The following is a 13605-nucleotide window of genomic DNA, read 5'->3' as shown; positions in this document are numbered from 1 at the left end:
TGCGGATGTCCTTTCGTGGCGTACAACCTGCACAACGTCCGGCAGGGGCCGAAGGATTCCACCGAAACCCTGAACAATCCCTGAGCGTGGTCCCCGAGGGACCAAGGTGCTACCCGATGCGGATTCGTGTACGACCGTGGTCGTACCCAGGTCTTGGGGGCTCTATGCGCCTACACGGTCCATGATCCACGCGTACTCAAATGCGGCCTCCCGCCAGGCCTTGTAGCGCCCGGTGACGCCGCCGTGCCCGGCCACCATCTCGGTGCGCAGCAGGATCTCCTGCGGGGGATTGGTCGCTCGCTCGCGCAGCGCGGCGATCCATTTGGCGGGCTCGGTGTAGTAGACGCGGGTGTCATTGAATCCGGTGGTCGCCAGGATCGCGGGATAGCGCTGGGCGGTCACGTTCTCATAGGGGGTGTACGCCTTCATGTAGGCGTAGACGGCCGGGTCGTGCAGCGGGTCGCCCCACTCCTCCCACTCGGTGACGGTCAGCGGCAGCTCCGGGTTGAGGATCGTGGTGAGCGCGTCGACGAACGGAACCGCTGCGTGGATGGCGGCGAACGCGTCCGGGGCCTGGTTGGCCACCGCACCCATCAGCAGTCCACCGGCCGATCCGCCCTGGGCCGCCAACCGGTCGGGGGAGGTGAAGCCGGCGTCGACCAGCTGGCGTGCGCAGGCGACGAAGTCGTCGAAAGTGTTCTGCTTGGTCAGCGCTTTTCCGTTTTCATACCACGCCCGGCCGAGCTCGCCACCGCCGCGGACGTGGGCGATGGCGTACACGAATCCGTTGTCCAGCAGGGACAACCGGAACATGGAGAACCCGGGGTCGATGCAGATCTCATAGGAGCCATAGCCGTAGAGCAACGCCGGGGCCGACCCGTCGAGCGGGGTGTCGGCGCGGCGGACGACCGACATCGGCACCCGGGCCCCGTCGGCCGCGGTGGCCCAGACCCGTTCCTGCACGTAGTTCTCGGGCCGATAGGGGCCGTGACGGGGGTGGTCCAGCACCGGGGTGACTCGCAGGGTGCGCACCGCGCCGGTGGCGAGATCGACCTCCAGCACCGAGCGCGGGGTGAGCAACGAGGTGAAGCCGAGCCGGACCCGGTCGGAGTCGTAGTCCTCCGCCCCGGTGGTGCCGACGGTGTAGAGCTCCTCGTCGAATCGAACCGGATAGGAGTTTCCGCTGCCTCGGTGGTGCACCTCGATCCCGGTCAGCCCGTCGCGACGCAGCTCGACCACCACGTGCTCGGCGTACGCCTCCACATCGGTGTAGCGCACCCCGTCGACCGGCGGCAGGAAGTCGTGCCAGTCACCGGGGGTGGCGAGGGTGGCCAGGGACACCTCGAAGTCGGGCGAATTCCGGTTGTGCAGCACGAAAAGCTCGTCGCCGGCGACGGTCACGGAATATTCGACGCCCTCCTGGCGTGGGGTCACCAGGGCGGGTGCCGCCTGCGGTTGGGACGCGTCCAGCAGCCACGCCTCGGTGGTCAGCTTGGATCCGAGCAGGATCACGACCCGGTCCCGTTCGGCCGACTCGTCGGCGCCCACCCAGAACCGCTCGTCGGGTTCCTCGAGCACCAACGAATCCTCGGCCGACTCCGATCCGATTTGATGCCGCCACACCTGCCAGGGCCGCCATGACTCGTCGACCCGGGTGTAGCAGAGGTGGTCGTTGCCGAGCCAGGAAACGCCGCCGCCGACCTCGGGGATGGGCTCGCCCACGATCGCACCGCTGGCCAGGTCGACGACCTGCAGCTGAAAGCGCTCGTCGCCCGAATTGTCTACCGAATAGGCCAATCTGAGACCGTCGGGGGAGACCGAGAACGCACCGAGGGAGAAGAATTCGTGCCCCTCGGCGGCCGCGTTCGCATCCAGCAGCAGCTGTTCCCCGCTGATCGGGTGGGCGGGATCGGGGCGGGTGTCCCGGTCGAGCGCGGGGGCCCGGTGGTACGCCGGGTAGTCGAGCCCCTCGGTGGTGCGCGTGTAGTACCACCAAGCAGAGCCGTCGGTGTGCCGGTGGAAGGTCGGCACGCTCAGGTCGGTCTCCTGGGTACGTGCCTTCACGTCGTTGAACAGTTCGTCCACCAACGGTTCGAGGTGGGCGGTGTGCTGCTCGGTCCAGGCGTTCTCCGCCTCCAGGTGTGCCCGGACCCTTGGATCCTCCTTGTGCCGCAGCCAGGCATAGTCGTCGACGAAGGTGTCGCCGTGATGGGTCCTGGGCTCCGGCCGTCGATCGGCCACGGGAGGGTGTGCATCCGCCATGGGCGCGAGGCTACCGGGTCCCGTGGCCGATCGGCTCAGGCCAGACGTCGCTTCACCAGCACCATCGCCGCGCCCGCGCCGAGCAGCAGCAGCGCGCCCAGCGCGCCCCGCCCGGTGCTGGCACCGTCGGCGCCGTCGGCACCCTTGAGTTCCATCGAATAGGCGGTCAGTCCCATCGCCCCGGCCGGTGCGCCGACCGGCATCGACTCGACCTTGGAACGCTGGGCACCGGCCTCGATCGCGGCATAGCGTACGCCGTAGTCGACCGCGGTCTTCTTGCCCGCCTCGAGAATCTTGCTGGACCCCTTCTCGTGCAGCTGATTCGCCCCGTCGGGGATGGCCGGCGCCTTCTCGGAGGCCTGCTTGTTGCCGTCGGCCACCTTGCCCGCGCCCTCGTCGATCTTGGTCATGCCGGAGTCGAGCTCGCCGGTGCCCTGGACCAGTCGTCCTGTGCCTTCGCTGAGTTTCCCGGTGCCGTCCTTCAGCTGGCCGGTACCGTCCTTCAGCCTGCCCGCCCCGTCGTCAAGCTTGCCGGTGCCGTCGTTGAGTTTCCCGGCGCCGTCGTTGAGCTTGCTCGCTCCGTCGTTGAGCTTGCCGGCGCCGTCGTTGAGCCTGGTCGCGCCGTCGTTGAGTTTTCCGGCGCCCTCGGCCAGGCGGCCTCCGCCGTCCTTCAGCTTGGCCATGCCGCCGCGCAGGGTTGTCGGTTGCTCCTTGGCCGCGTCCGCGGCGATCTGATCGGGGCGCCCGATTCCGTTCTGCACGCTGCCAACGGTCTGATCGACCAAGGAGTGCACACCGTCATCCACCAGGGTCAGGCCCTGCTGGAGGCCCGGCTGGCGCAGGTCGCACCTGGTCGTGCGGGTCGAGGCGGTGTTGTCGAGGCCACACAGCAGCTTGTCGATGCCGGGCACCGCGCGATATTTGATCCGGCCGCCGATGTAGGTCAACGCCTGCTGCATGGTGGCGGACTTCGGGTCGGGCTTGGGGCCGTCGATCCACTGGGGGTCGTTCGGGCTGGTGATCTTGTCCGGATCGGCCAACTGGTCGCGGCCCTTGGCAAGTTCGGTGGCGAGATTGTCCAGAATCTGCTTCTTGACCGGGTTGGATTCGGGGAAACCCGAGATCGCCCCGAGGGCCTTCAGCAGTTCTGCTTTGTCGCCATAGCAGAACTTGTCGAAATCCGTGCCGCCGTGGTTGACCTGCTTGACGACCTTTACCGCGCAGTCGATCTTCTGATACGCCCCGGACACATCCTTGGTCGCACCCTGGTTGTAGACCTTCTTATCCAGCAGCAGCAGACCGTCGGCGCCGTCGTTGAGTTGGGACTGCAGGGTGGTCAGACCGCCCAGCAGCTTGCTCGGATCGTCCTGGCTGCCGATTCCGGCCTTCAGCTTCTGGATGCCCTCATACAGCGGCTTGACCTTTTCCGGCATCTCGCCGATCTTCCCGTACATCGTCACAAGCCCCGCGTCGATCTTGTCGAGCCCTTCCCGCACCTGTCCGACGCCGGAGACCAGCTGGCCCGTACCGTCCTTGAACTGCGTGGTGCCGTCCTTGAGCTGCGTGGTGCCGTCCTTCAGTTGACCGGTGCCCTCCTTCAACTGCCCGGCGCCGTCCTTGAGCTGGCCGGTGCCGTTCTTCAGTTCACCCGCACCGTTGTTCAGTTTGCCGGCTCCCTCGTCGAGCTGACCCGCGCCCTGGTCGAGCTCGCCGGCTCCGCTGTTCAGCTTGGCGGTGCCCTCCTTGGCCTTGGCGGTGCCGTCCTTGAGCTGCGCCGAGCCGTCGCGCAGCTGGATCAGTCCGGAGACCAGCGTGTTCGCGCCATCGCGCAGCTTGATCAGGTTCTCGTCGATCTGCGCGGCACCGCTGGACAGATCGCGACCCGACTGCGCACCCGAGGCATAGCTCGCCGAGCCACCCTTGAACGACGGGCTCTCCAGTGGGTTGACGGGCAGTCCGCTCAGCGTCGCCGGCGGGATCGAGGCGTTGGAAACCTTCGCCTTGTAACCGAAATCGGCGGTCGGGGCACCGATCGGCCCGAACAGCGTCATCGTGTAGGACATCTTCGTGCCGCCGCGCCCGTCACCGGCCATGTTGGCCTCGCCGGAGCGGACGTCGGTGAAACCCGGCGGCAGGGTGGTCTGCAACTGCCCGACGAACGGGATCACCACCTTCTCGGTGCGGGTCACCTTGCCGCCGGCACCGTCGTCGACGACGAACGTCTGGTCGCGGCCGGTCACGTTCTCCACGTGATAACGGACTTCCAGCTCACCGCTTCTGCCGACCAGTTCCTGGGCGGTCACCGGGCGTCCGTCGAGGAAGAAGGTCGCCCGCACCTTCAGTGGCAGCTTTTCCTTGTCCCAGTTGGAAACGGTGCGCAGCCGCTTCGACCCGTCCACCTCCTGGGTCTCGGTGAGCCGGCCGTCGCGGACCGGCACCCCGCCGAAGCCGTCGAGGTTGCGCAGGCCGTCGGTCGCCACCGGGTTGGCCAGGTCAACGCGACCGTGGCCCTCCATCGCGATCTGCTCATAGATCCGGGCCTCCTGCACCTGACCCTCGGGGGACAGGTAGGCCTGCACGGTCTCGGTGTTGGTCACGCTGACCGGCCCCTCGGCGAGGGCGTGGGTGGCGCCCAGCGGGCCGCAGCCCAGGGCGAGGGCCGTGGCGGCCGCAGCGGTCGCGGCGATTCGTCGGCGGATGCTCATGCCTTCTCTCCCAGCAGGTCGTCCATCGATTCGGTGGGTCGGTCGTGGTCGCGGCCCCGCATCCGGTCGCGCAGGGCCGCCAACGGTGAGGGGCGGTCTTCCTCTCGCTGCGCGTCGGTGCCGGAGGTGCCCGGCAGCAGCGCCTGCGCCAGGGAGGCCACCGCCACGCCGACCCCGGCGGCCAGTGCGATCGTGCTGGCGGCACGCGGCGACTCGGTCAGGAAGAGCGCCGGGGCGTTGCGATGGGTGGTTTCGTAGGCCGCCACCAGGGCGGCTCCGCCGAGCAGGGTGGACCACAGCGGCACCCGATCGCGGGAGATCCCGGCGACCAGGGCGCAGATGATCAGCACCACGGCCGCGGCCACCGCGCGTCCGGCCGTGCTGTCGGGCAGGAGGCCGCGCGGATGGCGAAACCGGCCCAGGCGACGAAGAATCCGACCACCGAGCCGACCAGTTTGCCCAGCCCCTTCTCAGGATGGACCAGGCCCAGTACGCCACCCAGGGCGGCGCCGAGCAGGGCGGCGTACTCCAGATCGGAATCGTGACCGAGCAGCAGCACGAGCGCCGCCCCAATCGCCAATATCACGCCTGTGACAAGCGGTTTCAGCATCCTCACTCCATCGTGCGGGGGTAACCGGGCCCGGTTGGAATCCGGGGTTACGGCACAGTAACGATACTGATGAGTAATTGCATAGGGGTCAGGTGTCGGCGAGTTGCTCGATCAGGGAACCCTCAGGTTGGTCCCGCCATCCCGAACTGCGCGCCGACTACCGGTTACGTAGCCGTAGGTTGACCGGCTCGAAATGTCCGAATAGTGAGACGCGGCCGGGTCAGCCGCGCGGACGGACGGTCAGGATCTGCTCGGCGCGACCCACCGGGCCCTGCTCGTCGTGCAGGATCGAGGAGGTCAATCCGACCCCGCTCGGGCCGAAGTTGACGCTGGTGTCGAAACCGACCCAGTCGCCGACCGGATTCCGGTAGAGGTGCACCGTCAGATCGGTGTTCGGGAACAGCCACTCGCTCGGCGGAACTCGTGTGGCCACACCGTTTGCGGTGTCCACCAACCGCACGAAGTGGGCTGTCGGCGTAGTCGATCCGTCCGCCAGCAGCTGACTGTCGCTGCGTACCCAGCACCGTCCTCGCCCGGCGCGGCTGGCCGGGTCCCGGCGGATCAGCAGGGAGTTGATGTAGCCACCGGGCCACAACGCGGTGGAGTCCCAGACCGGGAACTCGTCCGGCGCAGGCAGCGGGGGGTCGTCGGTGGCGGCGACGGCACTGGTGTCGCCACGCAGCAGCCGCCAGGCGTTCGCCCGGATCACCTCGCGACCCTCGATGCGCGCCACCGCCTGCAGCAACTCGATGGTGCGACCCGGGCGTACCACCGCCACCGCCAGTTCGGTTGGGGCGCGTCGCAGCCGCCCGAGGATCTCGAAGTTGACCCGCGCCAGCTGCAGTTCGGGTCGCGGCTGGTGGGTGTCCAGCGCCTGGGTGACCAGCCCGCCGACCGGCGCCATGTGCTGTTCCTGGTCGGACCACGCGCCCTCGACCTGCGCGGTCGGTTCGAACACGTTCTCGGACACCTGCCGGTAGTACGCCTCAGTCACGCTGCACACCCTATGGTTTGATCGCCCACTGGTGGGCGGCAGGCGCCGCCGAGGCGGGTCGGCCTGTTGAATTTCCTCGCGCTACGGACAGGATGTGACCATGGGTGAGCAGATCTCTCGCACCGACTATTCGGAAGCGGACTTCGAGGCGTACGCCGACCGGGTGGCGCAGCAGCAGCGCCAGTTGGCCGAACTGCTCGAACAGTGGCCGTTCGACCTCGCCCACCCGAGGGCCGGGATGGAGTTGGAGATCAACCTGGTCGACCCGGAGGCGGCTCCGGTACCGCTGGCCGACCAGGTGCTCAAGGCGATCAACGACCCGCAGTTCGTGCACGAGCTCGGCCACTTCAACATCGAGCTGAACCTGCCCCCGCGCCAGCTCGGCCCGACCGGGTTGACCGCCTTCTACGAAACCCTGCGCAGCGCCCTCAACGACGCCGACCAGCGCGCCTCCGGGCTGAACGCCCAGTTGGCCGTGATCGGCATCCTGCCCACCCTCACCGCCGACGACCTCACCGCCGACGCGCTGGTCGACGAGCCCCGTTACAAGGTGCTCGACGAACAGTTGCGCCGACTGCGCGGCGGCGACGTGCGGATCCAGCTGCCCGACACCGAGCTGGCCGCCGGGATCAGCTTCGACAGCATCACCCCCGAGGCCGCCTGCACCTCCCAGCAGATCCACCTGCAGGTCGGCCCGAGCCAGTTCCCGGCCTACTGGAACGCCTCCCAGGCGATCGCCGGGGTCCAGCTGGCGATGGGTGCCAACTCGCCCTTCTTCGCCGGCCGGTTGGGGTACGCCGAGAGCCGGATCGCGGTGTTCGACCAGTCCACCGACGACCGGTCCGCCGAACGGGTCCGCAGCGGCGAGCGCCCGCGGGTGTTCTTCGGCGAGCGTTGGATCACCTCGGTGCTGGACCTGTTCACCGAGAACGCGGGCTATCGGCCGCTGCTGCCGGAGCTCAGCGAGGAGGCGGAGGAGACCGACGGCGTCCCCGAACTGCGGGAACTCAACCTGCTGAACGGGACCATCTATCGCTGGAACCGGGCCGTCTACGACGTGGCCGGGGGAGCGCCGCACCTGCGGATCGAGAACCGGGTGCTGCCGGCCGGACCGACCTCGCTGGACATGATCGCCAACCTGGCCCTGTACGCCGGTCTCGCGCGCGCCCTGGCCGAGCAGGAGCACTCGGCCTGGTCCGAAGAGGGATTCGCGGTGGCGCGCGACAACTTCAGCGCGGGGCAGCGGCTGGGGATCGAGGCGGAGTTGGTCTGGCCCGGGTTGGGCAGTGTGCCGGCCCCGGTTCTGGTGCTCGAACATCTGCTGCCGCTCGCGGCCGCCGGACTGCAGTCCTTCGGCGTGGAGGCCGCGGAGGTCACCCGTTATCTCGGGGTGATCGAACAGCGCGCGATGGCTCGCGTGAACGGGGCCACGTGGCAGACTGCCGCGGTAAAGGCACGGGAACGTGCGGGAGAGACTCGCGAGGAGGCCCTGCGCGGCATGGTCCAGGACTACCTGGCCCTGCAGCGAACCGGTCAACCTGTGCACGAGTGGGAGTTGAGTCGATGACGATCGTGGTGGGGTTCTCCACCCGGCCCGAGGGGGCGGCCGCGATGGCCCACGCCGCCGCGGAGGCGCGGCTGCGGAACACTCGTCTCCTGGTCGTGCCGAACACCCCCGAGGACGACCCGGCCGAGACGCTCTCCCGGTTGCCCGGGCTGGAGTACCAGGTGCTGGCGCCCAGCGAGGCCGGGCTGCTGGCCGAGCGGCTGATCGAGGTGGCGGAGGCCGAGCAGGCGGAGGCGATCGTGATCGGACTGCGGCGCCGTTCGCCGACCGGAAAGCTGCTGCTCGGGCTGAACGCCCAACGGATCCTGCTCGACGCGGGCTGTCCCGTGCACGCCGTGAAGGCGCCGGACTGAGCGTCCGTGCGAGGGTCCGGGCGGTTCCCGGATTAGGGCCATTTGGCCCACCGTGACAGAATGAGCACAGTGCAGGCATTGACACCGGCGTTGTTTGTTGCGCCCTGAAGTCGATCGCTTGGCCAGACAGAGACCGACCGACAGACGAGGCAAGAGGTATTTGTGACGCCCTCAGCAGAGCGAAATCCTTCACAGGCGGTAGCAGCGGCAGCCAGCAGGGCGAGCGCGGTCTCGGCCGATGCCGAGGAGGGGAAGTCGTCGGCGCGGGGGCAGGCGGCGAAGACACCGGCGCGGAAGAAGGCTGCGGCCAGCAAGACCGCCGCCAGCAGGACCGCCACCAGCAAGGTCGCCGCCGCCAAGGCGCCGGCCAAGAGTGCCGCGAAGAGCGCCACCAAGAAGGCCGCGGCCGGGCGTACTCCCGCGAAGAAGGCGACCGGCGGCGGCAAGGCGGCCGCCAAGGACACCGAGCCCACCACCGAGGAGGTGCTGAGCAAGGTCAAGGAGGGCGAGGTCGAGGCCAAGATCGACGGCGGTGACCTGGTCCTGACCATGGGCAAGAAGCGGACCCTGGACGATGTGGACGAGTCCGAGTTCAAGCCCGAGGCGGCGGCCGCCGAGGAGAAGGAGCTGACCGAGGAGCAGCAGGGCTTCTCACTGTCGGACGCCGACGACGCCGACGAGCCCGAGCAGCAGGTGATGGCGGCCGGCGCGACCGCCGACCCGGTCAAGGACTACCTGAAGCAGATCGGCAAGGTCGCCCTGCTGAACGCTGAGCAGGAGGTGGAGCTGGCCAAGCGCATCGAGGCGGGCCTGTTCGCCGATGAACGGATCGCTGACGACGCGGTGAAGGTCAAGGCGTCCGAGCAGGACGACTACGAGTGGATCGCCGAGGACGGACGCCGCGCGAAGAACCACCTCCTGGAGGCCAACCTGCGCCTGGTGGTGTCGCTCGCCAAGCGCTACACCGGGCGCGGCATGTTGTTCCTGGACCTGATCCAGGAGGGCAACTTGGGTCTGATCCGCGCGGTCGAGAAGTTCGACTACACCAAGGGCTACAAGTTCTCCACCTACGCCACCTGGTGGATCAAGCAGGCGATCACCCGGGCGATGGCCGACCAGGCGCGCACCATCCGGATCCCGGTGCACATGGTCGAGGTGATCAACAAGCTGGCCCGGGTGCAGCGGCAGATGCTGCAGGACCTCGGTCGCGAACCCACCCCCGACGAGCTCGCCAAGGAGCTCGACATGACCCCCGAAAAGGTCGTGGAGGTGCAGAAATATGGCCGCGAGCCGATCTCGCTGCACACCCCGCTCGGTGAGGACGGGGACTCCGAATTCGGTGACCTGATCGAGGACTCCGAGGCGGTCGTCCCGGCGGATGCGGTCAGCTTCACGCTGCTGCAGGAGCAGCTGCACGACGTGCTGGACACGCTGTCGGAGCGCGAGGCCGGGGTGGTGTCGATGCGCTTCGGGCTGACCGACGGACAGCCGAAGACCCTCGACGAGATCGGCAAGGTCTACGGGGTGACTCGGGAGCGGATCCGCCAGATCGAGTCGAAGACGATGTCGAAGCTGCGTCACCCGTCGCGCTCGCAGGTGCTGCGGGACTACCTGGACTGACAGCCGGTCATGCAGATCGAGACCACCCTGCTGCACAAGATCACCGGGGTCGATTCCATCAACGCGACCGGTGAACGGTTCGGCATCCACGGCACCGACCTGGGCATCCTGTGGGACGCCGGACCCGATGCCGATGGACGGGACCGGGTGTTCGTGATGTTCGGCGACACCTACGGCGAGGGCTGGGGCGGTCACGGGGCCGGCCCCAAGCAGGCGCACTGGCGGACCAACACGCTGCTGTCCTCCAGCAGCACCGACCTCGAGCAGGGGATGCACCTGGAGCGGTTTCTGGCCCGGGCGAGCCGCCCGGGGGCGACCCAGGCGATCCGACGCAACCGGCTGAATGTACCGAAAGTGCCGTTTCCCGAGCACACGCTGATCCCGAACAGCGGGGTCACCGTCGACGGGGTGCACTACGTGCACTGGATGTCGATCCTCCTCTGGCAGCCCGCCGGGCGATGGCGTACCTTCCAGGCCGGAATCGCGGTCTCGCGGGACGACGCGCGGACCTGGCAGAAGCCGATCACCGGCCGCTGGCCCAACCCGTTCGGCAGCAACCGGTTCCAGATCGGCTCCTTCGCCATTGATCCCGCCGATGACGCCCACGTCTACCTGTTCGGCACCACCAACGGGCGCTGGGGCCCGGCGTACCTCGCCCGGACGCCAAAGGATCGGGTCGCGCAGGTGCCGAGCTATCGCTATTTCGACGGCAGGGATTGGGTACGCCGCAGCGGTCGCGCGGCGCCGCTGCTGGGCGGCAACGTCGGCGAACTGTCGGTGGAGTACCACGCCGGGCTCGGGCGCTGGCTGGCGGTGCACCTGGACGAGTCGCAGGCGGCGATCCTGGTGCGCACCGCACCGGAGATCACCGGGCCGTGGGACGACGGGCACGTGCTGGCCAGCGGCGTCGACCATCCCGGGCTCTATGGCGGATTCCTGCACCCGTGGGCGCTGGAGGGCGACAGCATCTACTGGCTGATGTCGCAGTGGGACCCCTACAACGTGTTCCTGATGCGCAGCACCATCACCGCCGCGGAATAGCACGCAGGCCCACGGGGTTGCTCCTATCATGGCCATTCCACTCTCGGTCCTCGACCTCGCCCACGTGGCGCAGGGTGCCACCTCCTCGGACGCGCTGCGGCGTACCGTCGACATCGCCCAACGGGCCGACGCCGCCGGGTACCGCCGATTCTGGGTGGCCGAGCACCACAACATGGCCTCGGTCGCCTCGACGAGCCCGCCGGTGTTGATCGCGGCGATCGCCGGCGCCACCGAGCGGATCCGGGTCGGCTCGGGTGGTGTGATGCTCCCGAACCACGCCCCGTACGTGGTCGCCGAGCAGTTCGCGATGCTCGAGGCGCTTCACCCCGGCCGGATCGACCTCGGTATCGGCCGCGCTCCCGGCACCGACCAGGTGACCGCGCGCGCCCTGCGCCGTGACCCCGACGGGCTCGGCGTCGACGAGTTCCCGCGACACCTGCTGGAGTTGATGGCGTGGCTCGGCGACAACCGTCTGCCCGAGCCGTTGGCCGAGCACCTGGCCGCCACCCCGGCCGCGAGCACCCACCCGGAGATCTGGTTGCTCGGCTCCTCGGGCTACGCCGCGCAGCTCGCCGGGCTGCTCGGCTTGCCCTACTGCTATGCGCACCACTTCGGCCAGCTCGACCCGGTGCAGGTGCTCGACTCCTATCGTGCCCACTTCAAGCCCTCGCCGGTGCTGGAGGAGCCCTACGGCATGGTGTGCACCTCGGTGATCACCGCCGACACCGCCGAGGAGGCCGAATTCCTGGCCGGTCCGGCCAAGGTGATGGCGCTGGGCATGCGCGCCAACCGTCGTGAGCCGATCGTGCCGCCCGAGCAGGCCGCCGAGCGCGGATTCAGCGAACTGGAGGAATCGCTGCTCCGTCAGCTGCCCGCCACCAAGTTCGTGGGCGAGGCCGACCAGGTGGTGGCGCGACTGAAGCGGCTGACCGAGGAAACCGGCGTCCAGGAACTGATGGTCGCCGGCGCCACCTTCGCCGCGGAGACAAAGTCGCGCACGCTTGAGCAGGTCGCTGCCCGCTGGTGAGACAGCATCCTGGGTGTGGCGCCCAGCTGAACGAACAAGAACGCCCGGCCGCGCGCTGCGGCCGGGCGTTCCCGTTGTCAGGGTCGATCAGCGACGGTTCGTTCGACCGTCGTTGTCCCCACCGGTCTTCCCGTCGGTGTCCAGGTCGATCTTCTCCTTGCGGACGTCCTCGGTGACGGTCTCGGTGTCGTGCACGGTCTCCTTGCCGAGCTTGACCTTCTCCTTGCCGACGACCTCCTTGTCGACCACCGCGCGCTCCTCGCGCAGGGTGACGACCTGCTCCTCGCCGCCGTCGCCGATCTTCCCGCCGCGCTTGGCCTCGGCATCCGACATCGGCTCGCGCTCGACGTGCAGCTCCTCGCGCTTCACCGGGACCTCGACGGTCTCGGTGTCGGTGACCACGTGCTTGCGGAGGCGTGCCTTGCCCGCGGTGTGGGACTCGGTGCCCACGCGCAGTTCCTCCTCGCGCCGCACCATGGACTCGGAATCACCGGTGTGCCCGCGGTCGTGCCCGCGGTCGTGCCCGCGGTCGTGATCGCGGTCGGCGACGCGCTCGTGCTGGCGTGTGTCCCGGTCATGGTCACGCCCGCCGCGCTCGGCCACGCCGGTGGTGGCATCCCGATCCGTCGCCCGACCCCCGGTCGAATGGCCACCGTAGTAGTCCTCCAGGGCCCGCTCTTCACTCGCGTCCAGGTGGTGCTCCGGGTCGAAGTTGGGCGCGTCCTTGATCTGCTTCTTGTCATAGGGGACGTGCAGCGAGTCGCCGTCCAGACGGGCGCCGGCGACGGGCACGAAGCTCTCGTTCAGGCCGAACAGCCCGGTGTTGACGGTCACCCAAGTCGGTTCATTGGTGGCGTCGTCGAGGAAGACCTGCGAGACCTTTCCAACCTTGTCACCGTCGTTGTCGTAGACCGTGGAACGCTGGAGGTCGGCCGCGGAGTGGTTCCGCATGCTGGGATCCTTTCGGTTGCGATGAGGACCGGTCATCCGGCCCCAACACGTGTGTTACCCAGGAACGCGCCGTTCGAAACCGGGTCGGGCCCCGGGCTTGGCTGGCCCGGGGGCCGTGAGCAGAAAAAACCACGGCCCCGCACGCTCAGCGTGCGGGGCCGTGGGTCTTGATGCGGACAGCTCAGCTGAGCTTCTCTGATTCGTCGTGGATGTTGAGGGCCACCTGGCGTAGCTTGTCCCCGTGCTGCTTGCTGTGGTGGTTGCAGAACAACAGTTCGCCGCCACCGGAGAGGGTGACGCGGACGTAGGCCTGGGCGCCGCAGCGGTCGCAACGATCAGCCGCATTGAGACTGGGGTCGATGACAGTGGTGGTCACGTTGGCCTCACTTTCGATGTCCGTGGTCGGGCACTGGGAGCAACACCTCGACGGTGCTGTTTGTTCCGCGGTTCCCGACCGGTTCCCAACCGGGTTCCC

At 68.5% G+C, this 13605-nt stretch carries 12 protein-coding genes; 5 read left to right on the top strand and 7 right to left on the bottom strand.

What is annotated here, in order from left to right:
• Positions 1-162: 162 nt before the first annotated feature.
• The 5 genes from CGZ93_RS08860 to CGZ93_RS08840 form a co-directional block, all read right to left on the bottom strand.
• On the bottom strand, positions 163-2262 hold the full coding sequence (locus tag CGZ93_RS08860) for a S9 family peptidase (RefSeq protein ID WP_094363764.1): 2100 nt from the start codon (positions 2260-2262) through the stop codon (positions 163-165).
• Between the two features lie 35 nt (positions 2263-2297).
• Positions 2298-4967, bottom strand: a complete 2670-nt coding sequence (locus CGZ93_RS08855; protein ID WP_094363763.1) for a hypothetical protein — start codon at positions 4965-4967, stop codon at positions 2298-2300.
• Positions 4964-5332 (bottom strand): hypothetical protein, encoded by a 369-nt coding sequence (locus CGZ93_RS08850; RefSeq protein WP_094363762.1) that lies wholly within the window; start codon positions 5330-5332, stop codon positions 4964-4966. Before CGZ93_RS08850 ends, CGZ93_RS08855 begins: the two co-directional genes overlap by 4 nt.
• Entirely contained in the window at positions 5311-5577 is a 267-nt protein-coding gene (locus CGZ93_RS08845) for a hypothetical protein (RefSeq protein ID WP_141211149.1), read from the bottom strand. Before CGZ93_RS08845 ends, CGZ93_RS08850 begins: the two co-directional genes overlap by 22 nt.
• A 220-nt stretch (positions 5578-5797) precedes the next feature.
• Positions 5798-6571, bottom strand: coding sequence for a thioesterase family protein (locus CGZ93_RS08840; RefSeq protein WP_229117314.1), 774 nt, complete (start codon positions 6569-6571; stop codon positions 5798-5800).
• A 100-nt stretch (positions 6572-6671) separates the two neighbouring features.
• On the opposite strand from CGZ93_RS08840, the gene CGZ93_RS08835 reads away from it, so the two are divergent.
• The 5 genes from CGZ93_RS08835 (at position 6672) to CGZ93_RS08815 (ending at position 12179) form a co-directional block, all read left to right on the top strand.
• A complete protein-coding gene (locus CGZ93_RS08835; protein ID WP_094363760.1) occupies positions 6672-8138 on the top strand; it encodes a glutamate-cysteine ligase family protein in 1467 nt (488 codons plus the stop codon).
• Positions 8135-8491, top strand: coding sequence for a universal stress protein (locus CGZ93_RS08830; RefSeq protein WP_094363759.1), 357 nt, complete (start codon positions 8135-8137; stop codon positions 8489-8491). The genes CGZ93_RS08835 and CGZ93_RS08830 overlap by 4 nt, the downstream gene beginning before the upstream one ends.
• A 162-nt stretch (positions 8492-8653) precedes the next feature.
• Positions 8654-10111, top strand: a complete 1458-nt coding sequence (locus tag CGZ93_RS08825; RefSeq protein WP_094363758.1) for an RNA polymerase sigma factor — start codon at positions 8654-8656, stop codon at positions 10109-10111.
• A gap of 9 nt (positions 10112-10120) precedes the next feature.
• Complete coding sequence (locus tag CGZ93_RS08820) at positions 10121-11152, top strand: DUF4185 domain-containing protein (protein WP_094363757.1); 1032 nt, start codon at positions 10121-10123, stop codon at positions 11150-11152.
• Between the two features lie 28 nt (positions 11153-11180).
• Positions 11181-12179: an LLM class flavin-dependent oxidoreductase gene (locus CGZ93_RS08815; protein WP_094363756.1), complete on the top strand. Its 999-nt coding sequence runs from the start codon at positions 11181-11183 to the stop codon at positions 12177-12179.
• A gap of 87 nt (positions 12180-12266) precedes the next feature.
• Here CGZ93_RS08815 and CGZ93_RS08810 read toward each other — a convergent pair whose 3' ends face one another.
• The gene (locus tag CGZ93_RS08810; protein WP_094363755.1) at positions 12267-13130 is read right to left on the bottom strand and encodes a DUF2382 domain-containing protein; all 864 of its coding nucleotides are present in this window, start codon (positions 13128-13130) and stop codon (positions 12267-12269) included.
• Between the two features lie 181 nt (positions 13131-13311).
• Positions 13312-13524, bottom strand: coding sequence for a DUF7455 domain-containing protein (locus tag CGZ93_RS08805; protein WP_407643938.1), 213 nt, complete (start codon positions 13522-13524; stop codon positions 13312-13314).
• Between the last annotated feature and the right edge of the window lie 81 nt (positions 13525-13605).

Source organism: Enemella dayhoffiae, from assembly GCF_002250625.1.
In the GTDB taxonomy this organism is placed as follows: domain Bacteria; phylum Actinomycetota; class Actinomycetes; order Propionibacteriales; family Propionibacteriaceae; genus Enemella; species Enemella dayhoffiae.
This window is presented reverse-complemented; position numbering and strand designations above follow the sequence as displayed.

What these genes read in the sequence shown, in the direction of transcription:
- CGZ93_RS08860 (WP_094363764.1), bottom strand. Translation starts at nt 2,262, where the DNA reads ATGGCGGATGCACACCCTCCCGTGGCCGATCGACGGCCGGAGCCCAGG.
- CGZ93_RS08855 (WP_094363763.1), bottom strand. Translation starts at nt 4,967, where the DNA reads ATGAGCATCCGCCGACGAATCGCCGCGACCGCTGCGGCCGCCACGGCC.
- CGZ93_RS08845 (WP_141211149.1), bottom strand. Translation starts at nt 5,577, where the DNA reads ATGCTGAAACCGCTTGTCACAGGCGTGATATTGGCGATTGGGGCGGCG.
- CGZ93_RS08835 (WP_094363760.1), top strand. Translation starts at nt 6,672, where the DNA reads ATGGGTGAGCAGATCTCTCGCACCGACTATTCGGAAGCGGACTTCGAG.
- CGZ93_RS08830 (WP_094363759.1), top strand. Translation starts at nt 8,135, where the DNA reads ATGACGATCGTGGTGGGGTTCTCCACCCGGCCCGAGGGGGCGGCCGCG.
- CGZ93_RS08820 (WP_094363757.1), top strand. Translation starts at nt 10,121, where the DNA reads ATGCAGATCGAGACCACCCTGCTGCACAAGATCACCGGGGTCGATTCC.
- CGZ93_RS08815 (WP_094363756.1), top strand. Translation starts at nt 11,181, where the DNA reads ATGGCCATTCCACTCTCGGTCCTCGACCTCGCCCACGTGGCGCAGGGT.
- CGZ93_RS08810 (WP_094363755.1), bottom strand. Translation starts at nt 13,130, where the DNA reads ATGCGGAACCACTCCGCGGCCGACCTCCAGCGTTCCACGGTCTACGAC.